Annotated in this window: 16 protein-coding genes and 1 pseudogene; 7 read left to right on the top strand and 10 right to left on the bottom strand. The window is 59.9% G+C overall.

Going from position 1 to position 24,471, the window contains the following annotated elements:
- Position 1: 1 nt before the first annotated feature.
- Complete coding sequence (locus tag P3T24_RS05135) at positions 2 to 1,921, bottom strand: putative bifunctional diguanylate cyclase/phosphodiesterase (RefSeq protein ID WP_429432917.1); 1,920 nt, start codon at positions 1,919 to 1,921, stop codon at positions 2 to 4.
- Between the two features lie 593 nt (positions 1,922 to 2,514).
- Positions 2,515 to 2,931 (bottom strand): hypothetical protein, encoded by a 417-nt coding sequence (locus P3T24_RS05130; RefSeq protein ID WP_429432915.1) that lies wholly within the window; start codon positions 2,929 to 2,931, stop codon positions 2,515 to 2,517.
- A 427-nt stretch (positions 2,932 to 3,358) separates the two neighbouring features.
- Here P3T24_RS05130 and P3T24_RS05125 point away from each other — a divergent pair, with 427 nt between their 5' ends.
- Both P3T24_RS05125 and P3T24_RS05120 read left to right on the top strand, forming a co-directional pair.
- Entirely contained in the window at positions 3,359 to 3,826 is a 468-nt protein-coding gene (locus P3T24_RS05125; protein ID WP_074268431.1) for an MEKHLA domain-containing protein, read from the top strand.
- A complete protein-coding gene (locus tag P3T24_RS05120; protein ID WP_074268432.1) occupies positions 3,823 to 4,101 on the top strand; it encodes a hypothetical protein in 279 nt (92 codons plus the stop codon). Before P3T24_RS05125 ends, P3T24_RS05120 begins: the two co-directional genes overlap by 4 nt.
- Here the strand turns inward: P3T24_RS05120 and P3T24_RS05115 are convergent.
- The gene (locus P3T24_RS05115; protein ID WP_429432912.1) at positions 4,092 to 5,090 is read right to left on the bottom strand and encodes an HNH endonuclease; all 999 of its coding nucleotides are present in this window, start codon (positions 5,088 to 5,090) and stop codon (positions 4,092 to 4,094) included. The two genes, P3T24_RS05120 and P3T24_RS05115, sit on opposite strands and share 10 nt — an antisense overlap.
- 357 nt (positions 5,091 to 5,447) lie before the next feature.
- On the opposite strand from P3T24_RS05115, the pseudogene P3T24_RS05110 reads away from it, so the two are divergent.
- The 5 genes and pseudogenes from P3T24_RS05110 (at position 5,448) to P3T24_RS05090 (ending at position 11,968) form a co-directional block, all read left to right on the top strand.
- A pseudogene (locus tag P3T24_RS05110) lies at positions 5,448 to 6,850 on the top strand (ISNCY family transposase).
- A gap of 732 nt (positions 6,851 to 7,582) precedes the next feature.
- Entirely contained in the window at positions 7,583 to 7,852 is a 270-nt protein-coding gene (locus tag P3T24_RS05105; RefSeq protein ID WP_429432910.1) for a MoaD/ThiS family protein, read from the top strand.
- A gap of 34 nt (positions 7,853 to 7,886) precedes the next feature.
- The gene (locus P3T24_RS05100; protein WP_429432908.1) at positions 7,887 to 9,017 is read left to right on the top strand and encodes a WD40/YVTN/BNR-like repeat-containing protein; all 1,131 of its coding nucleotides are present in this window, start codon (positions 7,887 to 7,889) and stop codon (positions 9,015 to 9,017) included.
- A gap of 231 nt (positions 9,018 to 9,248) precedes the next feature.
- On the top strand, positions 9,249 to 9,650 hold the full coding sequence (locus P3T24_RS05095) for a GFA family protein (protein WP_429432906.1): 402 nt from the start codon (positions 9,249 to 9,251) through the stop codon (positions 9,648 to 9,650).
- 170 nt (positions 9,651 to 9,820) lie between these two features.
- A complete protein-coding gene (locus tag P3T24_RS05090) occupies positions 9,821 to 11,968 on the top strand; it encodes a tetratricopeptide repeat protein (protein ID WP_429432904.1) in 2,148 nt (715 codons plus the stop codon).
- A gap of 17 nt (positions 11,969 to 11,985) precedes the next feature.
- On the opposite strand, the gene P3T24_RS05085 is transcribed toward P3T24_RS05090, so the two are convergent.
- The 7 genes from P3T24_RS05085 to P3T24_RS05055 form a co-directional block, all read right to left on the bottom strand.
- Positions 11,986 to 13,719 carry a hydantoinase B/oxoprolinase family protein gene (locus P3T24_RS05085; RefSeq protein ID WP_429432902.1) on the bottom strand — a complete coding sequence of 578 codons (1,734 nt, stop codon included), beginning with the start codon at positions 13,717 to 13,719 and terminating at the stop codon, positions 11,986 to 11,988.
- Positions 13,719 to 15,902 carry a hydantoinase/oxoprolinase family protein gene (locus P3T24_RS05080; RefSeq protein ID WP_429432900.1) on the bottom strand — a complete coding sequence of 728 codons (2,184 nt, stop codon included), beginning with the start codon at positions 15,900 to 15,902 and terminating at the stop codon, positions 13,719 to 13,721. The genes P3T24_RS05085 and P3T24_RS05080 overlap by 1 nt, the downstream gene beginning before the upstream one ends.
- A 42-nt stretch (positions 15,903 to 15,944) precedes the next feature.
- Complete coding sequence (locus P3T24_RS05075) at positions 15,945 to 17,180, bottom strand: branched-chain amino acid ABC transporter substrate-binding protein (protein WP_429432898.1); 1,236 nt, start codon at positions 17,178 to 17,180, stop codon at positions 15,945 to 15,947.
- Between the two features lie 128 nt (positions 17,181 to 17,308).
- Positions 17,309 to 19,549, bottom strand: a complete 2,241-nt coding sequence (locus P3T24_RS05070) for a TOMM precursor leader peptide-binding protein (RefSeq protein ID WP_429433251.1) — start codon at positions 19,547 to 19,549, stop codon at positions 17,309 to 17,311.
- A gap of 94 nt (positions 19,550 to 19,643) precedes the next feature.
- Positions 19,644 to 19,997 carry a BMA_0021/BMA_0022 family TOMM bacteriocin gene (locus P3T24_RS05065; protein WP_074268436.1) on the bottom strand — a complete coding sequence of 118 codons (354 nt, stop codon included), beginning with the start codon at positions 19,995 to 19,997 and terminating at the stop codon, positions 19,644 to 19,646.
- Between the two features lie 17 nt (positions 19,998 to 20,014).
- Positions 20,015 to 20,374 carry a BMA_0021/BMA_0022 family TOMM bacteriocin gene (locus tag P3T24_RS05060; protein ID WP_074268437.1) on the bottom strand — a complete coding sequence of 120 codons (360 nt, stop codon included), beginning with the start codon at positions 20,372 to 20,374 and terminating at the stop codon, positions 20,015 to 20,017.
- Complete coding sequence (locus P3T24_RS05055) at positions 20,367 to 24,470, bottom strand: TOMM system kinase/cyclase fusion protein (RefSeq protein WP_429432896.1); 4,104 nt, start codon at positions 24,468 to 24,470, stop codon at positions 20,367 to 20,369. The genes P3T24_RS05060 and P3T24_RS05055 overlap by 8 nt, the downstream gene beginning before the upstream one ends.
- Position 24,471 lies beyond the last annotated feature (1 nt).

Here is a 24,471-nt window from a genome sequence, read left to right as displayed (position 1 = left end):
CCTAGGCGACCATCAGCGGTTGTTCGAGGAAATTCACGACTTCGCTTGCCTGGATGGGTCTGGAATACAGATAGCCCTGAACCATCAGACCGCCCAGCGTTTTGAGTATGGCCAGTTCGTCTCTCGTCTCGATGCCTTCGATAATGCAATCAAGGTTCATGTCCCGGCTGAGCGCGAGGAGCGACTTGACGATCTTGTAGCTCGTGGGATTCGTGTTCAGATCTGTCACGAAACTGCGATCGACCTTGATCTTGGTGAGCGGTAACGCATGAAGGTGCGTCAGGCTCGAAAAGCCTGTTCCAAAGTCGTCGAGAGAAATACCACAACCGAGAGCCCGCAACGTCTCCGTGGCACGACGGACCTGAGCAAAATCACGAATGAACGCCGTTTCGGTTATTTCCAGATCGAGACGGGCAGGGTCGAAGCCGCTCTTGCCGATCTGCGTGATGATGTCGAGGACGGTGTCCGGCGAACTCAGATCGTGGGCGGACAGGTTAAACGAAAGACGGATGGTCGAAGGCCAAAGCAGCGCGTGAGCTAGTGCTTTTTTCAGTAGTGTTTTAGTGATCCTCTCTATCATTCCGGTGCGTTCTGCAACGGGAATGAACTGCGCCGGCGTGATGGCCCCCAGGGTGGGGCTGCCCCATCGGGCCAGTGCTTCGAATCCAATCGTCGAGCGGTTCGAAACGTCGACGATCGGCTGGAACACAACCGTCAGTTCATCCTCGAGGTTGGCATGCTGCAGTGCCTGCTCGATCTTGGCTTCGTAGCGGATCTTCGCATCGTGGTCGGTGGAGAACAGCGTCACCTTGCCACGACTGCTGCGCTTTCCGTGATACAGCGCATAGTCGGCGTTGGCGAACAGCTGTGTCGTGTCGCTCGCCATATCGGGAAAGACCGAGAAACCGATCGAGCCGCCTATTTGCAGCGTGATATCGCCGAACGATGCCACAGCTCGTATAGCAGAACAGATCAATTCGCCATTCGCGACCAGTTCGACTGTGTCGCCAAAGTTCGACGCCACGATCGAGAACTCATCCCCGCCCAGTCTCGCGACATAGTAATTTTCCGGACATGCCTCGACGAGGCGCGTTCCAATGATCTGCAGCAGTTTGTCGCCGGTGGCATGGCCGTAGATGTCGTTGACGAGCTTGAAACCATCCAGGTCGATAATGCCGACGGCAAGACGCGTTCCATCGGATTTCGCTCGCGCATAGGCGAAATCGAGGTACGAAAAGAACGCGCGACGGTTGGCCAGCCCCGTCAGGCTATCGATATTGGCCAGCCGGAAATTCTCCGCGCGCGCACTGACCATGCCGGTAAAGTCACGATAGTGAACCAGCAGTATGGCGAGCATCGCCGCGGAAACAAGCGCCGTGTTGACGGCGATCGCGACAAAGACCAGCGTGCCCGAGAGAGCGAAGAAAATAACAAAGGAGCCGTTGACGATGAATGCAACCGTGAAGGCAGCCGGCCGCAAATGCATCATGCAAAAAATCACGCCAATCACGGTGATGGCCATATAAAAGGCTACGTGAGCCTTTTCATATGGATCGCCGTAAGGGAAGAGCCCGAACGCCCACAGCGTGAAAGCGAGAGCAATAAAGGGCGCGAGCCGTTGGGTACGGGAGAGTGCTTCTAACGCAATCTCATGGCTTGCTTCCTGCCGCGAGCGACGCAGCCAGCCGATCAGCCGCACCACCGAAATCACAGTCATGATGACGGGTATGTCGATGGTCAGCCAATGCGGCGCCACGTGCATGTGCGTCGTCGCGAGCCCCCATGTATTGATCATCAGGACCACATACATGAGCGGCATCTGGAACGTGAAAGCCCGGTACTGGGCGATCAGCAGATCCGGATTGTCTCGCGGGATGCTCGCAATTTCTCTAACGGATTTCAGGAGTTTCTTGAGCTTCATGATTGCGCATTCCCGCGGGTCCATCGCTAACGCGTCCAATCTGCAACAGCGGACTATCAAACTCGAATCTCGGCTCTCCTAACGGTACCGATACGCGGCCTGTCTGTTGTCCAAAGTTGTCCTTGTTGCGTGTATCGAATCGTGTATATCCGCAGCTGAACTTTGTGAAGCTAAGGTGAAAGGACCATAACCATGGTTGCTACTTCGGTATACGGCAACGTCCATCGATCTCTGTAGTGCGCCGATGTAGGGATTGCCTGAAATTTTCGTAAGGATGTGATTTTTTGGCGCGCGGGAGTCCGGTTTCATAGGGAAAACGCTGAATTGAAGCTGTTTTTGAGCGTCACGAAACGTTCATTCAGGATTGCCTTACGAAATTTTCAGCCGGCGCCGATCTTCAGCGGCAGCCCCGTTTTGCCGTATAACTCGCTGTGTCTGGAGATAGATGGCTCCAGTGCTTCTGGTCTCTCACGTCCTGATCCTCGAAACTCAGGATTTTATTGCGTCGTGCTTGCACGACGCATTTTTTTGGGAGAACGGGTGGGGAGCTGACATTGAGCGTTGCTCTGGTGTCCGGTGCTGCATGATGCGGATCATGGCGCTGCTGTGTCGCTGGTCGATTCCAGGTCGCACGTCATGTCCGACGCTGTTGAAATTGCGTCAGACGCGCCCAGCTTTGAGCGATTCGCCGGAGTGGTGGGGGGGTGGGCTTGCTCGAGTGCCAGGGTCTCGATAGGAAGCGTGGTTGCGGCATCGATCGCATCGAGGTAGCTGAAGTGATAGCGGTCATACGTTGCTTGCAGTCTTCCGAGGCCGTGGTGGAAATCGCCCCGAAACGTGGTCCAGAAACCCAGCGGGTAGTGCGCACATTCGATGTACGTGTCCTGCTGTTGCACATCGTCGCTTGAGCCGTCGAGAACCAGATGCTCGATGGTCTTCGATTCGCACAATGCCACCGTGAGAATGCAAAACAGGGCTATCAGGAAGGTCCCAAGGATTGTTGCGCGCATGTTGAGTCGAATCACGTTGATATCGGTGAATACAGACTCAAGCAGGACAACAAAGTTTTTTTACGCGACCTTACCGGTGATTTCCTGGTGACGTCAACGACGTTTGGCCGGCACAAAAAAGAGGCCCGCCGAGGGAAGGGCGGGCCTTAACACATACGTCGAGGTACCAAAGGCGCTACTACGAGGGGGGTAGTAGCACGGAATGGATTGTACTGAGCCGGCGGGGGTATTTCGGAAGTGGTAATCGCACGTAAGCAAAGGTCGGTTTTGAGTTTGCCGTCTGATTGCTTTTGCCGCGTTTCATTTAACTCTTGAGTTGTGGGAATTGTCGGGCGGTAGTAGTGGACTTCGTTGGAATAAACTCGCGAGGGCTAGCGTTTCTCTTGTTGCGCGCCTCTCTCTTATGCAATTTCAGGAGCCTTCCCCGATGTCACTGAGTACCGATACCGAATTCTTTTGCCTTCTCTCCGACAGCTACCGCCGACTCGTCGGGAAGTCACTCGTTCCTGACGGCATGAGCGTGTCTGAAAGTGCCGTCTGGCTTTACGAGGCGGCGCCGTTTGGTGTTCTTGCACATAGTACTGCGGCCGATCCTGTATTTGTTTATGGCAACGTACGCGCTCAGGCGATCTTCGGGTATAGCTGGGATGAGCTTACCGCGCTGCCCTCGCGTCTTTCCGCGGAAATGCCGGAGCGTAGCGAGCGGCAGGCGTTTCTTGATCAGGTCGCGCGTGACGGTTTTGTTACCGGATATCGGGGCGTGCGTGTTGCTAAATCAGGCGAGCGGTTCTGGATTGAACACGCTACTGTCTGGCAGTTGGTGGATGAGGTTGGGGTTTATCGGGGGCAGGCGGCTATGATTCCGCAGGTGGAGGGGATCGGGGAGAGGGGTTGAAGAGCGAAGACAATCTTCTCGATGCGGCCGAGCGCGCGAAGCAGCAGGTTCGGTTTCGGTGGAAGGCAATTCAGGTCGATCACATCGGTAACGCTCACGTTTCGCGGCGCGATAATGTACAAGGATCGGTTGAAGACGTGTTTCGCATTGCCGTTCGCGGTCGGTGCCTTTGGCTTTGCTACGCGAGAGCTGTGGTCGGCCAGTTGTTCCGCAAAGTGCCGAAGATCGGACTTGAGTCTTGCACCGTCGGTGGGCACAGCGTCATTCACGATTGACTCCGAAGCACAACGGCCGCCCGTTCCAACGCCGCCTGGATATTCTCTTCAAAGTGGTCCGGGAGGGTGAGGACAAGGTTTAGCTCGTAGGTTCCGCCTTTAGGATCCTGCTCAAGTACGTTTGTGAGAAATTCCGGGAGCTTCCGCGCTTGGTCGAAGATACCGCTGCCCACGCCTCTCATCAGGCCATGTATCTCGGAGAAAGCTTCGTTAACTCGCGAGAAGCGCACTCGCTCCTCCAATGCAAGTGTACTTGCGCATAATTCGGCAAAAAGTCGGCATATCGTAACGATTTCAGTATCAGAACCGGCAACGCCTACTTCCCCCCAAGCAAAATGGAACTCCGAATTTATCAATGCAGTGAATGCCGCAGTAATTTGCAAGCACTCGTGCATGAGGCTCAATAGCCATGAGGTAAACTCAGAATCCTCGATGCGTACCGTAGGCTTGATGTAAAGCCCTCGCTGTAGGGCGGACCATCGTTTCAATATAGGTTCCATCTCATAGCGCAACATTTCGATCGTTAGGCGAAACTCCCAATGCTTTCCTTTTTCGAGAATAATTCGCTCAGCTAAATAGCTCAATCGTCCGAATTCTTCGAGATGTCTTTTCTCGTACCGTTGCCGAATGTCCGCGGCGGTTTTTCCCAACTGCTCCGCAGTCCAACGTTCGTGCGCTCGTTGCCATTCGAACAAAAGTCCGGCTGGATGCCGATTTGGATCGTCGTCGACTAGTTTGTGACAATTTCCGCAAAGCCAGATAGCGTTTGTGATGGCACTACGTTCTGCCGACGTCATATCCGCAACGTAACGCGCCGAACCAAGATTGGCACCGTAGATGTGTGCAGCTTCGCCTACGTTCACAGCATCATTTGGGTCATCAGTAGGGCCGCTTGTAATCGCTCCGCAGGCCGGATTAGAGCAGCGGTTCGCTGCCCGCTTCGCTAGCGTTGCTATCACCGATTGTTTGAATCTGTCCTCGATCGCCATTACGTGCCTTCCTACAATTAAGGTTTCTAGTATGAACACACTTTGTGTCGGGATCCCAGTGCTCACACGAAATGCTCGGTTTACAGGGACGGCCGCTACGTGAAGGTCTGTACGTCGACGTGACGACCACAATACACTTGCTAGCTTGCTACAGGTCGAAGCAGGGTCGTTCGAAGGGCTGCCTGGACCGTCACCAGAAGTAACCTTAGCACTCACATTATTTGACATAATATAAATTATCGAACTTTTGTCTGTAAGAGCAAAGTTGTAATGTCGTATCTGGGCAAAGTTCAAATGTCGTAGCTGAGCATTTTTTCGGTTCATGCTGGTTGCCGGTTCTGACTGCCGGAGTCCATCGTGGCCCAACCCGGAACGATCACCATGAGCATGCGCGAACTGGATCGACTGAAGGTTATCCAGGCGGTCGTTGAAGAGCGGCTGATGGCCAGGTTGAGCGGCTGGCTAACCGGTATCGATGCGAAGGTGCGGCAGGACTGGTTTCACGCCGACGAGGCCGGTCGGGCAATCATCAGTTGCCGGTCAATCTGTGCCCGCAGGCTCTGGCGCTGATTCGCGAGCGCTACGCTGATTTCGGCCCAACGCTGGCGTGCGAGAAGCTGCGTGAATGCCACGGGATCACGCTATCGAAGGAAACCATTCGCCACCTGATGACGGATGCGGGCCTGTGGGTTCCGCGCCAGCAGCGGCCGCCGAAGATCTACCAGCCGCGGGCGCGCCGCGCGTGTCTGGGCGAGCTGGTGCAGATCGACGGCAGCGATCACCGGTGGTTCGAGGACCGGGCGCCGGCGTGCACGCTGCTGGTGTATGTGGACGACGCCACCAGCCGGCTGATGGTGCTGCACTTCACGGCCACCGAGTCGACCTTCAGCTACTTCGAGGCGACGCGCGGGTATCTGGAGCGCTACGGCAAGCCGGTGGCGTTCTACAGCGACAGGGCCAGCACATTCCATTGCAACCGGCAGGCAGAGCGCGCTGGCAAGGGCGTGACGCACTTCGGGCGCGCGATGTACGAGCTGAACATCGACACGTGGTGTGCCAACAGCAGTGCGGCCAAGGGCCGCGTCGAGCGCGCCAACCTGACGCTGCAGGACCGGCTCGTCAAGGAACTGCGGCTGCGTGGCATCAGCACGATTGCGGCGGCCAACGCGTATGCGCCCGCCTTCATCGCGGCGTATAACGCCCGCTTCGGCAAGCCGCCGCGCAGCACGTTCGACGCGCACCGGCCACTGCGTGACGATGAGGATCTGGACACGCTGCTGACCTGGCGCGAACTGCGCAAGGTCACGAAGGCGCTGACGGTGCAGTACGACCGCGTGATGTACCTGCTCGAGGATACGCTGGCGAACCGCAGACTGATCCACCGGTATATCGACGTGTGGGAGTATCCGGACGGGCGCATCGAGCTCAGGGCGGATGGCGCTGCCCTTCCCTGCATCCCCTATGACCGGCTCGCCGTGATCGGTCACGGTGAGGTGATCGAGCACAAGCGGCTCGGACACGCGCTGCAGGTGGCGCAGGCGCTGCAGGCGCAGCGTGACGACCGGCGCGCGTCGGGTTCGCCTTCGAGGACCAACCACGGTGTTGCGGTGCGTGCGAAGCAGCGCGTACCCGGCACGAAGAAGCAGCGCGAGTTCACGCGTGAGGATGTGAATGCCGCGCTCACGGCGATGGCTGCACCGCCAGTCAAACCGGTCATGGCCGCTGTCAGACGCAGACCGGGGTCGGCCAGGTCTCACTGAATGGACTGATGCGCCCTGCCCGTTCTGGCGCGGTCCTTCAACGCTGCGTGAGCGTCAAACCGTCAAGGACAGAGGCAAACCCAACGGCAAACCCAGTCTCAGGTACGACATCTCTATTTGGCCAGCGCTGCGACATCTCGATCTGGCCTCGACATTGTTTGTAGCAGCAATATGAGAATGTCGTGTTTCAGCAAGATACAGATGTCGTGTTTTTCGGCAGGTGCCATGCTGGTTGCCGGTTCTGACTGTGCGATAGCACTGACTCTGTGTGCCCCACAGGATCGGCATCGCAGGAAAAATCGCACCTAGCTGTAGTTGTCAACGACGTTCAATGGCACTCCCCTGCATTGCAGGAGTGCCCTGATTCGCGCTTGGCCGCTCCTTTCATCGGACGGCCAGGCGCCGTTCAAGGATGATCAATTCCGCTTTAACGCAAACGATGGGACGCCGGGTTCCCATTCGGCCCGCTTTTCCCGTCGCCCGGCCTCGTTTGCTTCGCGGGCAACATCGGACTTGCCACCCTTGGGTTTGCGACGTCGCCACCTTGCGCCGCGCCTGGCGCCTGAAGTCGGCCTCGATATCGGCAGACGTGCTCGCCTACAACTTTTGTCACGAACGCGTGGGAGGAAGCGCAGCCTCTCGTCTGGTGTATGGCGATTCCCCGAAGCACAAGGCGGATCGTTTAAACTTCAGAATCGACGAACAAGGCCGTTCCCGCTCGGCTACCCCGCCATGGCGCGCATCTTCTTCGCTGCTTCGATTCAACGGCACATCGCAACGCCCGAGCGTGAGATCGACGCGCACACGCTCGGCGAGGCACTCGAGGCCGTCTTCGCCGCGCAACCTCGACTGCGCGGCTACATCGTTGACGATCAGGGCTCGCTGCGAAGGCATCTCTCTGTGTTTGTCGATGGCCGCCCGGTGCGCGACCGACAACGTCTGTCCGATGCGATCGGCGAGGAAAGCCAGGTTTACGTCATACAAGCGCTTTCGGGCGGATAAGAAGGTTCCACTCGTACTCCAGGGGACACTCGACATGAGCGATCGATTGCTTGTTGCAACTCGCAAGGGATTATTCGTTCTGCAAGCCGACGCTGGGGGCGGCTGGGCCCTCGGAGACCCGTATTTCGCCGGCGAGCCGGTGAGCATGGTGCTACCTGATCCGCGCGACGGATCGCTGTATGCCGCGCTCAATCTTGGCCACTTCGGCGTGAAACTGCATCGCCGGCGCGCGGGCATGGCCGATTGGGAAGAGTGCGCGGTCCCCATTTACCCGCCGCAGCCAGCGGACGAGACGCATACCAGTGACGGCGCGGACAATGCGAGCGCGGCCGCGCCCAGCCCGCCGCCCTGGACGCTTCAGCAAATTTGGTCGCTCGAAACCGGCGGCCCGGATGAGCTGGGCGTCTTGTGGGCCGGCACAATTCCCGGTGGGCTCTTTCGTTCTGAGGATGGTGGCGACACATGGGTACTCAACCGTGCACTGTGGGATCGCCCGGAGCGCCGCGAATGGCTCGGAGGCGGCTACGACGCGCCGGGCATCCATTCCGTGATGGTCGATCCGCGCGACAGCCGGCACGTGACGATCGGCGTGTCGTGCGGCGGTGTCTGGCAAACGGCTGATGGTGGTGCGACCTGGCGCCTGAGTGCCGAGGGCATGGAGGCCGACTATATGCCCCCAGAGCGGCGTGGCGATGCCAACGTGCAAGACCCGCACCACGTCGTGCAATGCACGGCAAACCCCGATGTGCTGTGGACACAGCATCACTGCGCGATCTTCCGCTCGACCGACGGCGCTGCCCACTGGCAGCGAATCGAAGCACAGCCATCGAGTTTCGGCTTCGCGGTTGCCGTGCACCCGCGCGAGCCGGACACTGCGTGGTTCGTGCCCGCCGTCAAAGACCAGTACCGGATCCCGGTAGACGGCCAGTTCGTCGTCACGCGCACACGCGATGGAGGCCGCACTTTCGAGCGCTTCTCGAAAGGGTTACCGCCTGCACCGGCGTATGACCTTGTGTATCGGCACGGGCTCGCTGTAGACGAATCCGGCACGCGCCTCGCGATGGGGTCGACCACTGGCGCGCTATGGACATCCGACGATGGCGGCGAAAGCTGGCATTTGATTTCAGCGCATTTGCCGCCGGTATATTGTGTTCGGTTTGGATGAGAGCACGAAGCGGGTGGGTGAGACGTGAAACGCCTACATGCGCCGGACATAGCCTGAATACGTGCATCGGCGCGATGGACCAATACTTCCAGCCATACAGTGGCAAGCCACTTCGTGCAGCTCGGCTTGCCACAACAGACTTTTTGCCTCGTCGAACGTCTGAGCAGCTCAAGGGGTTCGGAAGCATTGACACTAGACGTATATAACGCCAAGTTTAGGAGCGCAAATAGAATGATCGAAACGAATCGAATCGCCAGCTGCGCTTGTGGTCGACTCACAGCCATGACGTCGGCTGCGCCGGTTGGCGTTTCCGTTTGCCACTGCCTGGATTGCCAACGCAGATCCGGTAGCGTGTTCGCGGCACAGGCACGATTCCCCGCGGGGTCGGTGACCATTGCCGGTACATCAAACACATTCGTTCGGGTTGGTGACGGCGGAAGCAAGAGCACGTTCCATTTCTGCCCCACATGCGGTTCCACGGTGTACTACATCAATGACGAACGTGAAGACAGCATCATCATCGCCGTCGGGGCATTCGCAGATCCGACATTTCCGGCCCCGAATTTCTCCGTGTACGAAGAACGCATGCACTCCTGGGTCGAAATGCCCCCGGGCATCGAGCACATGTATTAGCCAGCGGCAGCGGTCCTCCTGGCAACCCCGTTCACGACGGACTGTTGGGAGCAAATGAAGTGTCCGTTCTGGCTCATTAGAAACGCCCGGTCCCGCCACCGAGCCGTCGTGAATTGACGCTCCACGAAGATACTATCGCGAAGGTGTTTCCAGACTCGTAGAATTGCGCGATGTGCCCCGAAAACCCCACCAACGAAAAACGGCCAGCCCCGGTTGCCCCAAAGCTCGAGGCCGACGAGCCAACAACCGCCCAATTACTCGCAGACGCCGTCCAGGCCCATCGGCGAAACAATCTCACTGCAGCCCAAGCCTTATACGAAGCTGTGCTGCGCACACAACCCCAGCACCCCGACGCACTTCATTTGCTCGGCGTCACCGCATACCAGTCCCAGAGACCTGATCTCGCCGTAGACCTGATCCGACAAGCACTAGATGTCTACGAGGAAAACGCCGCAGCCCATGTCAATCTCGGGCTCGCCTTGCAATCGCTTGATCAAAACGAAGAGGCACGTGCAAGCTTTGAACGAGCCACAACGATCGATCCCAGCAACGTCGGTGCCTGGCTGGGCCTGGGCAACGTTTTAACCCGACTTGCCCGGAATGATCCGGCAAGACGCAACGACGCAATAGCGAGCTTCGAACGCGTCATTGCACTTCAACCGGATCACACCTTCGCCCTGCATCAATTGGGTGTCCTGCACCTGGAGCGCGGTGACGTCGAGGACGCCTTACGCAGCTTCGACGCAGCATTGCAAGTCAAGCCCGACCTGGCAGAAGCATGGAACAACCGCGGCAACGCCCTCGTGACGCTCGGCCGTCGCGAGGAAGCCATCGCAAGTTTTAACCAGACCCTCGCGATCCAGCCCGATCTGCACTTCGCTCTTCAAAACCGCGGCATCTTACGCGCATACCTCGGCGACGCGCACGGCGCGCTGCAAGATTTTGACGCTGCGTTGGACCAACAAAATATGACCGCACAGGGATACTGCGGTCGCGGCTCCGCCCTGCTGCAACTTCAGCGCTTCACCGACGCACTGAGCAGTTTCCAGCAAGCGTTATCTGATGAACCAGAGAACGTCGAGGCGCGTCTCGGACAAGCGCGTTCCCTGAGCTCCCTGAAGCGCTATTCAGAGGCGCTGGAAGTGCTCGAATGCGCCGTGCTGATTGCACCGAGGAATAGCGAGGTGCTGACCGATCGAGCCTTTGTACTGCTCCATCAGCAGCGGTATGACGAAGCGCTGACCGCCGCGAACCACGCCCTTTCCCTCTACCCTGCTCAGGTCGAAGCCCTGAATATCCGGGGCATGGCCTTGCAGGCACTGGGAAAACCCGAAGCAGCAATGTCAAGCTACGAGCACGCGCTATCAATCGATCCCGACCACGCCGAGGCAAGTTTCAACGCAAGTCTGCTGCATCTGCAAAGAGGCGAATACCTGAAGGGATGGGCAGGATTCGAATCGCGCTGGCGCTGTGCCCGACCCAACGTCCGCCGGCATGCCGACGTTCCAGTATGGTCAGGCTTAGAAAACATCACGGCCAAGCGCCTGCTGATCTGGGCCGACGAAGGCTTCGGGGACACCATCCAGTTTTGCCGCTACGCATCTGCACTGAGAGCGCGCGGCGTTGACATCGTGCTTGAGGTTCAACCCCCGCTAAAGGCGTTAGTCACTGAAAATTTTCGCAACATTCAGGTCATTGCCAGAGGTGAGACGCCTCCCGCCTGCGACTTCGCGATCGCCTTGCTTAGCCTTCCTGACGCATTGAAGATAGAGTCCTCGTTGATCCCGTACGTCTCCGGATACCTCCGTGCGGATCCGCAAGCCACTGAGACGTGGCGCCGTCGACTACAACCTGCTCGAGCGCATACCACTTGTCTCGGCATCGCGGTGTCGGGGAATCCGGAGCATGGTAACGACCGCAACCGTTCCGCGTCTCTCGCGTCCTTCACCCCACTTCTCGCCCAGGCAGACGTATTCGTCATTCAAAAGGGTCTGCACGCGCACGACGCAGCGTACCTCGCGAGCACGCCATCATTTCAATACCTCGGTGACGAGATCAACGACTTCTCCGACCTTGCGGCCATCATCGCGAACCTCGAACTCGTAATCAGCGTCGACACGGCGACGGCTCATCTCGCCGCGGCCATGGGCAAGCCGACGTGGCTGCTATTGCCGGTCAATTGCGACTGGCGATGGCAACTTGAGCGTGATGACAGTCCGTGGTACCCATCCGTTCGTCTGTTCCGTCAACGCACGATCGGAGACTGGCCGGATGTTATCAAGCGCGTGTGCGCAGCGCTAAGTGACATGACTGCCTAAGGCACAGTTCATTGGCATCACTCATCAAAAGCCCCCGGATACTGAACCTTGGCCAAATCCTCACTCAGATACCCCGCGGCAACATCCGCCCTGACCTGAGCCACATTACGCTGCGCGGCAGAACCATATCCACCGCCACCAGGCAGCGAAAGCACCAGACGCCGCTCAGGCGGAATAGCCTGGTTGCCCTTGGAGCGCAAATATGTCCCGTCGTCCAGCGCAACAATGCCCGCTGCGCCGTCCCCTCCCCCTTCGCGCCCCCTCGCCGGATTCAGGACGCGGTCGAACATGGCATTAAGGCTGAAACGATAGCCGTCCTGCGCGCTGATCTCGATGCATTGCCCGAGCCCCCCGCGCCATTTGCCCGCGCCTCCAGAATCGGGTCGCAATTCCTTGCGCCAGATGACGACCGGCCCCACGCTTTCGGTGACCTCGACGGACATCGTCTGGACGCCGCTCGGAAACGCGGTTGCACTGAGTCCGTCGCTATGAGGCCGCGCGCCGGTGCCTCCGCTGTTAAATGTCAGCATCTGATGACGGTTCGCAAGCGTATCTTCACGCGTGCCTTCGAACGCCATCTGCAGGTTCCAGAGCGCGCTCGCACCCTCGGCAGGCACAATATCCGCACAAAGAGGTTGCAGAGCGCCCAGCACCACGTCCGGAAGCAAATGGCCGAGAACATGGCGTACTGCTACCGCGCACGGGCGCGGTGCGTTGAGAATACAGCCGTCTGGCGCGGTCACGACGAAAGGCCGCAGCGAAGCCCAGTTGTTCGGAATGGTTGGCGCAATCGCGCACTTCAACGCATAGCAGGCGTAAGCCTTCGTATACGTCAGCGGCACGTTGATGCCGTATGCACTTGGGCCAGACGTACCGCTGAAATCGGCATACATCGTATCGCCCTGCGCATGAACCTTTACGGCAAGGTCGATCTCATGATCGTACCCGTCGACGGTCATCCGGTAGCTGTGCTCGCCTCTCGGCAACGCCGCGATCTTCTCGCGTGTCGCACGCTCACTGTGCTCGAAAATGAATGACGCCAGGTTCTCCAACGTGTCGAGACCGAACTCGTCCATCATCTGCATGAGGCGTCGGCGACCGGTGTCGTTACAGACAGCAAGCGAATGGAAGTCCCCAATGACCTGGTCCTGCTCGCGCACGTTGCTGCGCAGGATTGCAATGAGATCCTCGTTCAGTTCTCCACGCCGATACAGCTTCATCGGCGGCAAACAGATCCCCTCTTCGTACACCTCTCTTGCATCCGGGCCGAAGCCACGTCCCCCGATATCGACAACGTGTGCCGTGGAAGCGAAAAAACCGATCAACCGAGGCGCCACTCCCGCGTCGTGCGGTTGTGCACTCTCGCGAAACACTGGTGTAACTGCCGTGATGTCGTGCAGATGTCCCGTACCCAACCACGGATCGTTTGTCACGAGAACGTCGCCAGGAAAGAGCTGCTCCGGACCAAAGCGCTCAATGAAATGACCAACCGCCTCAGCCATTGAATTCACGTGTCCGGGCGTTCCCGTCACCGCCTGCGCGATCATCCTCCCCTGCCCGTCAAAAACGCCGGCGGAAAGATCACCCGCTTCCCGCACACTCGTACAGAACGCTGTACGGATCAGCGTCACCGCCTGTTCTTCGACCACCGAAATAAGGCGATTCCACATGATCTGCTCGCGGACCTTGAAGTCCGGGGCGGATTCCTGCGGTGTGGTTGCCACAGTCTGCTCTGTCTCGTGATGATCCATCACGCCACTCCTTCGTTTCGGTCAACCAGCAGGCAACCGTCGTGCTGCAGGATAACGCTGAAGCGCGGCGGCACCAGCGTCGAGGTTTCCCGCTCGGCGATGATCGCGGGACCCGCAAGGCGCTCTCCGACCTGCAGACTTTCTCGATCGTAGATCGCACAGTCATGAAATCGACCGCTTTGCGCATCGAATACCAGGCGCCGTTCAACAGGTTGACCCTCACGCGAGAGGCCCGACGGGTTACCCTTGGCGATACTCATGCGCTCCGGTTCCGCCACATCCGTACGCAGTTGCAGTGCCCAACTGACGACCTCTGCATCCAGTCCTGCAACCGTGTGACCGAACAAGGTCAGGTAGGCCTTCTCGAAAGACTCGCGCAGCGCCGGAACGTCCTCACCAACGAAGCGTTCCACAGACACATCGACAGGAATCTCCCATCCCTGCCCTGCGTAACGCATGTAAGCTCGCAGTGTTCGATGTGCAGGGCCCTCGTAGCCCGTCTCGCGTACGAACGCAGTGACTTCTGCCGCCATGTCCTCGATCAGTGCATTAACCGCATCCGCGTCGAATCTGTCGAGTCGCATAACATTGCTGCGCAGCGATTCGTAGCCGAAAGGAGCACGTAGAAATCCGATCGCCGATCCGACGCCCGCACCCGGTGGCACTAAAAACTGCCGGATTCCGAGCTTTTCGCAAATGCGGCCGGCGTGCAAAGGAGCGGCGCCGCCATAAGCGATCATCGTATAAGTATCGAGTTCGCAGCCGTTTTCGACTGCATGAACGCGGGCCGCATTAGCCATATTTTCGTCAACCACTTCGGCAACAGCGAATGCTGCATCTACGATGCGGTTTTCCGGAGTATGGCTGCTTGCCTCCTCACCATCGGTGTCTGCCGCTAAATGGTGTGACATCCTTACGATATGGTCGTCGACAGCAACTCGCGCCGCATCGGCAAACAGTTGCATGCTGCCGCCAGCGAAACGTGCTGGATCGAGCTTGCCTAGCAGAAGATCCGCGTCGGTCACAGTCGGCCGCTCGCCTCCGCGGCCGTAACAGGCAGGCCCTGGCTCTGACCCGGCACTTTCCGGACCGACACGCACCTGGCGTAACTCATCCACATGAGCGATTGAGCCGCCCCCAGCCCCGATCTCGACCATTTCGATGACGGGGATTGAAATAGGCATTCCGCTGCCTTTCTTGAAACGATACGTCCGTGCCACTTCGAAGGTGCGAGCTGTCTTTGGACGTTGCTGCTCGATGAGACAGATCTTCGCGGTCGTACCGCCCATATCGAACGACAGCACGCGACCCAGGCCAAAGCGGGCAGCGACGTGGCTTGCATATATCGCTCCGCCCGCCGGCCCTGATTCCAGCAGGCGCACCGGCAATGCGGCAGCACTACGCAGCGACATGAGTCCACCGCCGGAGTGAATCATGTAGATGGGGCAGTCGACCCCGGCCTCACGCAGTGACCCAGCCAGCCGGTTCAGATAGGATGACATCAGGGGCAGCACAAACGCGTTCGCACAGACCGTGTTGAAGCGCTCATATTCGCGGATTTGGGGCGACACCTCGCACGAAAGCGATACCGCAAGCGACGGCATGGCCTCGAGCAGGCGCTCGCGAACTCGCCGTTCGTGGGCCGGATTGATGTAGCTATGCATCAGCCCTACTGCCACGCTCTCATAGCCCGCGTGGCGAATGTGCCCGATGATTCCATCCAGTTGTTTCTCATCGAGCGGAACAAGCTCTGCTCCGCTAGCACTCATACGTCCACGCAGCGTGAGTCGATCCTGACGCGGCACCAGGGGTTTGGGCAGCGTAATGCCGAGATCGTACTGGTCGAAGCGGCTTTCGGTCCGCATCTCGATCACGTCGCGGAAACCGTCGCTAGTGATGAATGCCGTGTACGCCCCCCGCCGCTCGATCAACGCATTGGTGGCGAGTGTCGTGCCGTGGACAATCGCCTGAACCTCGCTCATGGCGATACCGGCCTGCGCCGTAGCGCGCCGCATGGCTTCGACAATCGCCCGTTCGGGCTGAGCGTAATCGGTCAAAACCTTGGCCGAATACAGCGTTGTGCCGCACTCAAGCGCGACATCGGTGAAAGTGCCGCCGATGTCCACACCGGCGCGTATCGTCACGGATCCTTCATGCGCAGTCACTGCGCTTCCAGAAGACATCTGATCGTTCCCGGGGGTTGTCATATCGTCGGGTCGGGTGTGTTATTTGGCGCTAACCGTAGCTACGGCGCCCCATGAATTCGTGCCTGCTTTGTAGAGGGTGACTTTCGCATCGTTGAGGTCGCCATTCTTGTCGAACGAAATCGGACCCAGGATGCCATCGAAAGAAAGTTTGCTGATCGCGGGCCCAAACACTGCCGGGTCGATCGAATTCGCCTGTTTCATTCCGTTGACGACGACCAGCGTTGCGTTATACGCATAGCCTGCGAAGCCGATCGGATCCGTTCCGTACTTGTCGTGAAATTTCTTCAGGAAAGCGCGGCCACTATCGAGCTGGGCCAATGGCGCGCCTTGTTCAATCCCGATCATTCCTTGGGCCGCGTCTCCCGTCAGTTGCAGGAAGTGTTGATTGGCAAAGGTGGGACCTGCCATCAGTTGTCCGTCGAATGCGAGCTGGCGGGCCTGCTTGACGAACAACGAGCCCTGATTGCTTAGACCTCCAAAGAAGACAAGATCTGCGCGATCGCTTTTGATTGAAGTCAGAATGGCCCGGAAGTCGACTGCGGTATCCGTCGTGTACTCGTGTGTCACTATGGTGCCGCCAGCAGCCCGCACACCCTTTTCGAATTCGTCTGCGATGCCCTGGCCAAAGGTGGTGCGATCATCGACGACAGCAATCCGTTTGGCCTTCAAGGTTTCCACGGCGTAATGGGCTGCGCTCTCCGCGACCGTGAAATCGGTACCGTATGGCCTGTACAGCAAATCGAAGCCCTGATGGGTAATGGTCGGATTCGAGGAGCACGGAACGATCAGGGGGATGCCCGCGCGCTGGTAGACGGGGATAGCGGCAAGCGTGTTGCCGGAATTGAAGTGTCCGATGACTGCGGCCACTTTTTCATCCGCAAGGTGTTGCGCCGCCTGCACCGCAATTCGCGGATCCGACTGGTCGTCCTGCACCTGGAGTTCGAATTTCACCGGCTTTCCAGCGATGACGACTTGCCCGGCATTGACTTCGTCAAGGGCCAACTGAACACCCATCTGCATGTCTTTGCCGAAGTTGGCGGAGTTGCCGGAAAGGGGCGCGGCAAAACCGATCTCGACTGCCGTTGCCTGGGCATGGGCGGCACCACTGACGATTCCTGCCGCGAGGGTTACTGCGACCGGTACCACGCCGAGGCGGCCAAACGTGCACTGCGCGCACACCGCACCTGCTTCGATAGCGGTGAACAAGCCATCTAGACAGCGTGTTAGCAATCCCGGATACAGTGACAGTCGCATGTTTTCTCCGTTATGAAGCGGGTTCAATACGAGAAAATTCTTGCACAACAAAAACGTCGAAAAATATCACGGAGCGCCTATTTATGACGAACTGGCGGAGCGATGCGCGCGCCTTGATCGAATCCGGCTCAAAGAAACAGCAACGCCTGATTCAATTCCTCTTCGCTATGGGCGCGACTGAGCCAGCCTAGCTTAACCGGTACCGAATAAAGCCGCATAGCGCCAAAACGCGGCCAGAAATGGCACAAGCCCGGCACGATGACCTGGACCACGGGCAGTCCGAGATCGGGCCGGGTCTTGTCCACGACGAGCACCTCCATGCCTGCCGCATAGAGCCTGCTCACGCACTGCTCGATGGCATCCTTTAGTTCACGCGCGTCGATTGGCGCGTGCACGATTGCATCGACGGATGTCTGGTCAGTGGCAGGATACAGAAACTGCTTCGAGGACAGTTTTGCCGCGTCCCATGGGGGCGGTGCATCAGCTGTCACGTCGAGTAGCTGATTGACCTCGGTCAGCGCCCTCTGCAAAGCGATTCGACTGTCGAGATGGCAGCCGAAGCCGATCGAAAAGCGTCCCGTCGCGAGGTTTTCGGCCAACGCGACGATAACGGGGATGCCGAGATCGTGCGTGATGTCGAGCGCCCACAGACGCCAGCCTATCGACTCATACTCACGCAAGAGCGCATCGAAATAAGGATCACGAAAGTTCGCGATATCCACAGCGGGCCGTTGCACCTGGTTGTACCACCAGATTGCCGTCGCATCGCGCTCGACCAGTTCAAGCAAGCCCTGCAAGATGGCTTCCTCAAGGCACGAGCCCGCCGCGCTACCGTTCGGATTATGAACGCAGAACGTCAAACCTTCGGCCGAGTCCGGCGTGTCGGCGAAACAGTACGAGAGCGGCACCCAATGGCGCATTCCCGTGTTCAATGACCATGCGGGCGTCCAGTCGATGACGTCGTCGCCGGAAAAGCGCTGCGGCACCTGCTTGCGCACATCTTCGGTCAGGGCATTGATGGCATCGCGGCGCGCGAACTGGCTTTCGCTGAATTGCTGAAGTTCGTTGACAGCGACCGGAGAGCCGTCACCAGGTGCATTCCCGCCGCGCAATTCCAGCATGCTGGCCCGCACCGTCATTTCATCGCCTTGATACACGCCGCTAAAGCGCTCTATGGCTTCGCAAAGCGCGCTGACCCTGGCGTGCTCGTCGGTGCGGCCTTTGCCGGAACAGACGCGGTCGAAGCGGTTCGTGCGCGGAATGCCGGGTGGACAAACCAGATAGCCAGCCACATAGACATGGCGAAGGCCCGCATGCCGGCCCGGCATCGGATGCAGGTAGGCAATCGCACCGCTGACCGGCGAGACGAGATGGGCGTAGCGCTTGAGGACGCCCTGCGGTTCGATGCTTCTAAAGCCGCCCTCGCGTGAGGCGAGCACGTCTCTCCCCTTGAGGATCGGCGCGCGCGCGACCTGTTCCTGCATCCAGTGAGGATTGCCGCAATGAGGACACTGCGGGCGCCGCACCACACGATGTGACGCCGTGGCCGACGTGTCGATGCGATACGAAAGAATATGCCGGCGAGCGTGCTCGCGCCGCGCTTCGCTCACCGCGATCTGTTGGATCAGCGCTGCAGCGAAAGCGCTGACCGCGGCGACGCTGGCAAGCGTATGCGCCGGCGCGAGACGCAATGCCTCATCGCCGTGGTGACGCGCGAGTAAGGTCTGCACCGGCTGGTTAAGCGAGGTCCAGTAACGCAGGCACGCAATGCAAGGCGCGTCCGGCGCATTGTCTTCGGGGCCCAGCAGCGGCCCGATGAGCGGTTGTATGCCGTAGGGCATCGCGACGAGCACCGAGCCGCCTCGTGCCAACACGCGTTCGGTTACCTCGGCGAGTTCGCGCCGCGCATATGAATCGACGAGCGCGATCACGAAAGGTGCCTCGCGGTCCACCTCGATACCGCACGCCGCGAGGGCCCGCTCCTGGGGTGCCGGGTCGACACCAAATGCTTCGACCGCGACGCGCAGTTGCGCGAGTTGCTCGCAAGCGCGGTCGCCGTTAAGCCCCGTGCGTTCGAAGAAACCTCGTGCGGCATCGAGTTCGTCAGGCGCATCGCTTCGGAGATAGGCCTGGCGCTCAAGATGATCGAGTGCCGCCAGAACTTGCCAGTCGGAGAAACGCGCCGAGAGTGTCGCTATCGTTTGAGCAATCGTCATGCTCTCGCGCAAACACGCGGCAATGCTCACATAGACCGCACCACGCAGAACCGAGCGCCGGGTCTCGTCAACGATGAAAAGCGTATCGGGCCCCGCGTCGAGTACCGACAAATGCGCCTTGAAGCGCAGCGCGCGGGAAAAGTCATCGAGCATGGACACAGGGCGAACGAGGGCGGCAGGTATATCACCGCCGGCATGCGGTGGAATATCGACGCGCCGCATTCGCACGCAGCACGTCAGTCCAATCTCAGCAACAAGTGAAGAGGTAGCACGGCCCTGCATCGTTGTAGGCTGCCAGCGCAATCGATTCCTCGTCCGACAGCTTCGGACGCACCGGCACACCGAACGTCATCGCGTTAGCTGGCAAAGACCAGCTCTGCTTCGCCGCGTCCCATCCCGAACCGGCTGGGGCTTCGCTGATCTTCAGGTTGATGATCCACGGGCACAGATAGTCGAAGTAACGAGCCAGCGCATCGTTAGGATTCTTCAACAAGGCGTCTTTAAAAGCTGCGTCCTTCCATGAAAGTGCGATTGCGCGCAGATACACGTCCTGGAACTCCAGCATCGATTCCTGAGTAGGAACCGCGTTATTCATTCCCATGATCGGTCTTCCCCGGTTTATTGTTTAGCGTCTTCAATGACGCTGATATGTTTTGCGTTATAAGCGGCAAGCGCGATGGCGTGTTGCTCCGGGTCGGCCGGCGCCGGCGGCAGCACGAGTTCCAGCACATTGTTCTCGAGCGTGGTCCAGCCGCCGTTGGTCGCCGGCGTCCACTCCGAGGTGTCGAGCTGCGCCTTCAGCGCGAGGCTGAACGGATAGCGGTAGCCGAAGCGGTCGGCCAGTGCCTTTTGCGGGTCGTCTACCAGCTTGACCCGAAAGGCGTCGTCGTGCCATGCGACGGCAATCGCCTGAACGATGACGGCGCGATATTCGAGAAACTGCTGGTAGGTTGGAAAACTGCTTTCGAGGTTACTCACTGACGCTCTCCATGGGTGGGTGTGGCCTGATCGGTAACTGTTCTGGGAACGTTTTCGACTGCAGGCGCTCCAGCATGTCTTGCGCTCTCGCAGCGGTGCGCGTCATGCCGGCCTTGCGTGCGATCGCAAGCGCCTGGCGACACGTTTCTCCCGCGGCCTCACCCGGTTCACGCGAGCCCGCGTTGAACAGATAAGTCGCCTTCTTAAGCAGCAGTTCGGCCTCGTAGTAGCGTTCGTTCATCGTTTCGCACAGTGCGAGGCATGCATCGATTTCACGCAGCGCCGATTGCCAGTCGCCGCAGGCCGCATCCATCTCCGGGATCAATGAGGCGTAGTAGGTCAGGCCGAGCAGGCATCCCGAGCGGCGCAATGCCTCGATGTGCCCCACAACGGCGTCGCGGTCGCCTTCGGACCACGCGTGGATGGCGGCGGCATAGCGCTCGACCGCGTTCAGTCCGTAAGTGCGCGACAGGCTCAGGATGAGCGCCGACGTGTCACGCGCACCTTCGCGATCGCCGCTGCATTGCTGCATCCGCGCGCAATACATCAGCGTGACGCCGATCGTCGGCAGATGGTCCGCACAGGTCGCGGAATGTACGGCGGTGCGTCCCATCTCCAGCGCTGCATCTGGACCCTCGTCCATGTGCCACATGAGGCTCGCCAGCGAAGCCATTGTCCATGCCCGCGTATCGAGACCGAACAGGCGCCGGTGTCCTGCGTCGCGAGCCACGATGTGGCCCGACAGTGCCGCATCGAACGCCGAGCGCGCCTCGGCATAGTGACCATCGATCCATAGACTCATGCCGTGCATCGCATCGGCGGCCACACGGATCGACGGATCGTTTTCGCTCACAGACAGTTCGATCAGCTGCGCGGCGATGCGCTGCACGGCGGCGCGGTCGCTGGCAACATGGTAGTAAGTCGCAAGCGTCCACAATGCACTCGCGGCAAGCTGTGGATCCTCGAGGCCTCCGACCTCATCCAGCAGACGCTCGGTATGCCCCTTCACTTGCGGATCGGCCCAGCCAAAGCGCGCCATCATCGCGTGCACGAGCGAGAGATCGGCACGTGCCGCGTCGTGTGCACGCCCGGCGTAATCGCATTGGCTCAGCCATTCGCGCACCGTTTGTGCATACCGGATCGCATCGTCGTGCAAGGCGCGTTCGAGCGCACGCTGTGCGGCGCGAATGCCGTGCGGCACGGCCTCTTCGAAGGCCCGTGCATGCACGAAATGCTGCGCTATGTTGACGTCCTGCATGCCATTGCCGCGTTCTGGCCGCTTGCCAAGCGCCCGTGCCACGAGAGCATGATTGTCGCGCCGCAGCGCCGCCGGCATCGATTCGTAGGCTGCATCGCGAATCAGCGCATGCCGGAACGCATACGAGATGCCGCCGAGCCGGTGCTGCGCATAGATGATGCGCGCCTCGAGCAGGCGTTTCAGGTCGTCGTTGAGGACGTCGGCCGCGTGCGGCGAAACGTCGGCGAGCAATTGCGCATCGACTTCGAGGCCGATCGTGGCCGCCAATTGCGCGGTGTCGCGCGCGCCGTCGATACGATCGAACGCGAGCTCGAGCATGTCGCGCAAACTGGCCGGCAACGGCTGATGATCCGGTGCGCCGATATCGGCCTGCGCCACGCCAGCATCCGGCATCGCACCGCTGATCACGAATTCGCGCGCAATTTCCTCGACGAACAGCGGAATGCCGGCCGTGCGCTGCGTGATCGAGTCGAGCGTGGCAGCATCGAAATCGGCCTTGCCCAGCAGCGTCGCGATCAACTCACGTGTGTCGTTGCGCGACAGGCGTCGCAGCATCAGACGCTCGGTGCTGGTACGCCACCGGTCGAGCACTTCGGGACGCGACGTCATCACGACAAGAACCGAGCGGCATACCGGCGAGAGACGCAGTGACTCAAGGAAGTCGAAGCTCATGCGATCGAGCCACTGCACGTCTTCGATGACGAACAGCACGGGTCCACCCTGTCCTGACGAGGCGATCAGTTGGCGCAGGACATCGAAAAGCGCTTGCTGCTGCCGCGCAGTCGACCAGCGCAGGTTGGCTGGCCCCGCTGCAATCCCAAGCCACGCAGAGAGCGTGGCGCGCGCTGCGGCATGATCGCAGGCAAGCGGGGCGATCAGGCGGTCGAGTACGGCGAGCGCGCTAGCCGGGTCGCCTTCGAGATCGAGCTGCCAATGCGCCGCCACGAAGCGCAGGATCGGAAACAGTGCGTGATTCATGCGCTCCGGCAGGCATGCGCCGTAGGCAACCGTCTCGCCTGAGTTGCGTACCGTTTCGCACAGCTCATAGACGAGTCGCGATTTGCCGATGCCCGGATCTCCAACGACCAGTCTCGCAAGACGCGGTGCGCCCTCGCCGGCTTGTGCCCCGGATGCAGCGGAGGCTACCACGCCGCGCCAGGCTTGCAGCAACGCTTCGCGCTCGCGCTCGCGGCCAATCAGCGGCGTCGCCGCGTTGCGGTCGAGCGAATCGAACGGCGCATGCTCGTGGCGTTCGCCAAGCAACGCATAGACGTTGCGCGACGGATGACCAGCACGCGCAAAATGCAAGCCGGTGGGCGCGTAGTCGGCATACCGGTCGAGCGACTCGCGTGCTTCTTCGCTAAGCAGAATCTGGCCCGGCGTGGCAAGCCGCAGCAGCTTCGCAGCTGTAGCCGCCGTAGCGCCCTCGCCCATGAGCGGCACACGGATGGCAATAGGGCCGACATGCAACGCCGCCGCTATCTCCACACGCCAGCCGTTCGGCGTTTGCGTGTCGTCGGGGTTCGCGCGGCCCGACTGCCGCGCCATTTCGAGCGCAGCACGTGCGGCGCGCCGTGCCGGTCGATCGATCCCGATCTGAGCGCCGAAGTAAAACAGCAACGTATCGCCGAGCTTGCCGCATGCTTCGCCGCCGTACCCGACTGCGATGTCCGTACAGCGTGTCAGCCATTGTTGCTGGCTCGCCTCGAGCGCTTCCAGCGAGGCGGGATCGGCCGTCAGCGGCGCGCTGTCTTCAACGATGCCCACACTGCAGCACAGGGCCGTCACCTGCCGGGATGCGCTTGCGCCATCCGGCGCCTTCGTCGAAAGAGTGGCAACTTTCGCCTCGGCAGTTCGGGACTTGCGTGATCCGCGCGGGTAATTGAATTCGCCGACGAGCGCCTGGAAATGCAGTGCGCGGAACTGTTCCGCGAGCTCATCCGCGGAGCCGGCACGCAACTGCGGATTCTTGTTCAACGCCAGCCGCAATACCGTGCCGAGCGGGTGCGAGGCAATCGCCGGCGGCAACGCTACATCGACGGGACTGAGCTGCTGGTAGAGGATCTCGGCAATGCTCGCGCCCTGCATGACAGGCTGCCCCGTCAAACATTCGATGACGACGAGGCCCCACGCGTACAGATCGGTCTTGAGTGTCGGCGCTTCCTTGCGCAGTTGCTCGGGCGCGCAATACTGCGGCGAACCGAGGACCTCGGTCGCCTGCGTCAGCGTATACGCATCAGGCAACGTAGCGTCGGAAATGAGCGCGCCGATGCCGAAGTCGAGGATCTTCGCATGCAGTACGTCACCGGTCGCCCTCACCATGACGTTCTGCGGCTTCAGGTCGCGATGCACGATACCCTGCTTGTGGGCGGCCGCCAGGCCTTCGAGCACCTGCGTCATCAGGAGTCCTGTCGTGACCGCAGAAAGCGCGCCTTCATCCTCGATCATCTCGCGCAGCGTTTTGCCCGGCACGAATTCGAACACGGCGAACAACTGGCCGTCAGGTGTCTCGCCCTTGTCGAGCAACGCCACCACGTGCGGATGTTCAAGCGTCTCGCACAGCCGCGTTTCCTGCCCGAAGCGGGCGCGTGAACGTTCGCGTTGCACGGCCGTGCGCGCGACGTCTTCGTGCATCAGCTTGATCGCAACCGTTTGCCCGGTATCGACCCGAGTTGCCCGATAGACTGCGCCGCTACCGCCTTCGCCAAGCCGCGCGCCGAGCCGGTAGCTATGCGCGCCATGCAGTTCGACCGCCCGTGCAGATGATGTCTGAGGTAAATGCGCAGCCTCAGCGGGCGCGCGCGAATCGGTAGATGACGTCACAGATCTGGAGGGCATC

Origin of the sequence: Paraburkholderia sp. GAS33, from assembly GCF_050436645.1 — a bacterium.
Lineage (GTDB): Bacteria > Pseudomonadota > Gammaproteobacteria > Burkholderiales > Burkholderiaceae > Paraburkholderia > Paraburkholderia phenazinium_B.
This window is presented reverse-complemented; position numbering and strand designations above follow the sequence as displayed.

Excerpts from the sequence above, each read along its gene's own strand:
- P3T24_RS05085 (WP_429432902.1), bottom strand. The coding sequence starts at position 13,719 with ATGGATCATCACGAGACAGAGCAGACTGTGGCAACCACACCGCAGGAA.
- P3T24_RS05100 (WP_429432908.1), top strand. The coding sequence starts at position 7,887 with ATGAGCGATCGATTGCTTGTTGCAACTCGCAAGGGATTATTCGTTCTG.
- P3T24_RS05075 (WP_429432898.1), bottom strand. The coding sequence starts at position 17,180 with ATGCGACTGTCACTGTATCCGGGATTGCTAACACGCTGTCTAGATGGC.
- P3T24_RS05095 (WP_429432906.1), top strand. The coding sequence starts at position 9,249 with ATGATCGAAACGAATCGAATCGCCAGCTGCGCTTGTGGTCGACTCACA.
- P3T24_RS05115 (WP_429432912.1), bottom strand. The coding sequence starts at position 5,090 with ATGGCGATCGAGGACAGATTCAAACAATCGGTGATAGCAACGCTAGCG.
- P3T24_RS05080 (WP_429432900.1), bottom strand. The coding sequence starts at position 15,902 with ATGTCTTCTGGAAGCGCAGTGACTGCGCATGAAGGATCCGTGACGATA.
- P3T24_RS05105 (WP_429432910.1), top strand. The coding sequence starts at position 7,583 with ATGGCGCGCATCTTCTTCGCTGCTTCGATTCAACGGCACATCGCAACG.
- P3T24_RS05090 (WP_429432904.1), top strand. The coding sequence starts at position 9,821 with ATGTGCCCCGAAAACCCCACCAACGAAAAACGGCCAGCCCCGGTTGCC.
- P3T24_RS05070 (WP_429433251.1), bottom strand. The coding sequence starts at position 19,549 with ATGCTCGATGACTTTTCCCGCGCGCTGCGCTTCAAGGCGCATTTGTCG.
- P3T24_RS05055 (WP_429432896.1), bottom strand. The coding sequence starts at position 24,470 with ATGCCCTCCAGATCTGTGACGTCATCTACCGATTCGCGCGCGCCCGCT.
- P3T24_RS05065 (WP_074268436.1), bottom strand. The coding sequence starts at position 19,997 with ATGGGAATGAATAACGCGGTTCCTACTCAGGAATCGATGCTGGAGTTC.
- P3T24_RS05130 (WP_429432915.1), bottom strand. The coding sequence starts at position 2,931 with ATGCGCGCAACAATCCTTGGGACCTTCCTGATAGCCCTGTTTTGCATT.
- P3T24_RS05135 (WP_429432917.1), bottom strand. The coding sequence starts at position 1,921 with ATGAAGCTCAAGAAACTCCTGAAATCCGTTAGAGAAATTGCGAGCATC.
- P3T24_RS05125 (WP_074268431.1), top strand. The coding sequence starts at position 3,359 with ATGTCACTGAGTACCGATACCGAATTCTTTTGCCTTCTCTCCGACAGC.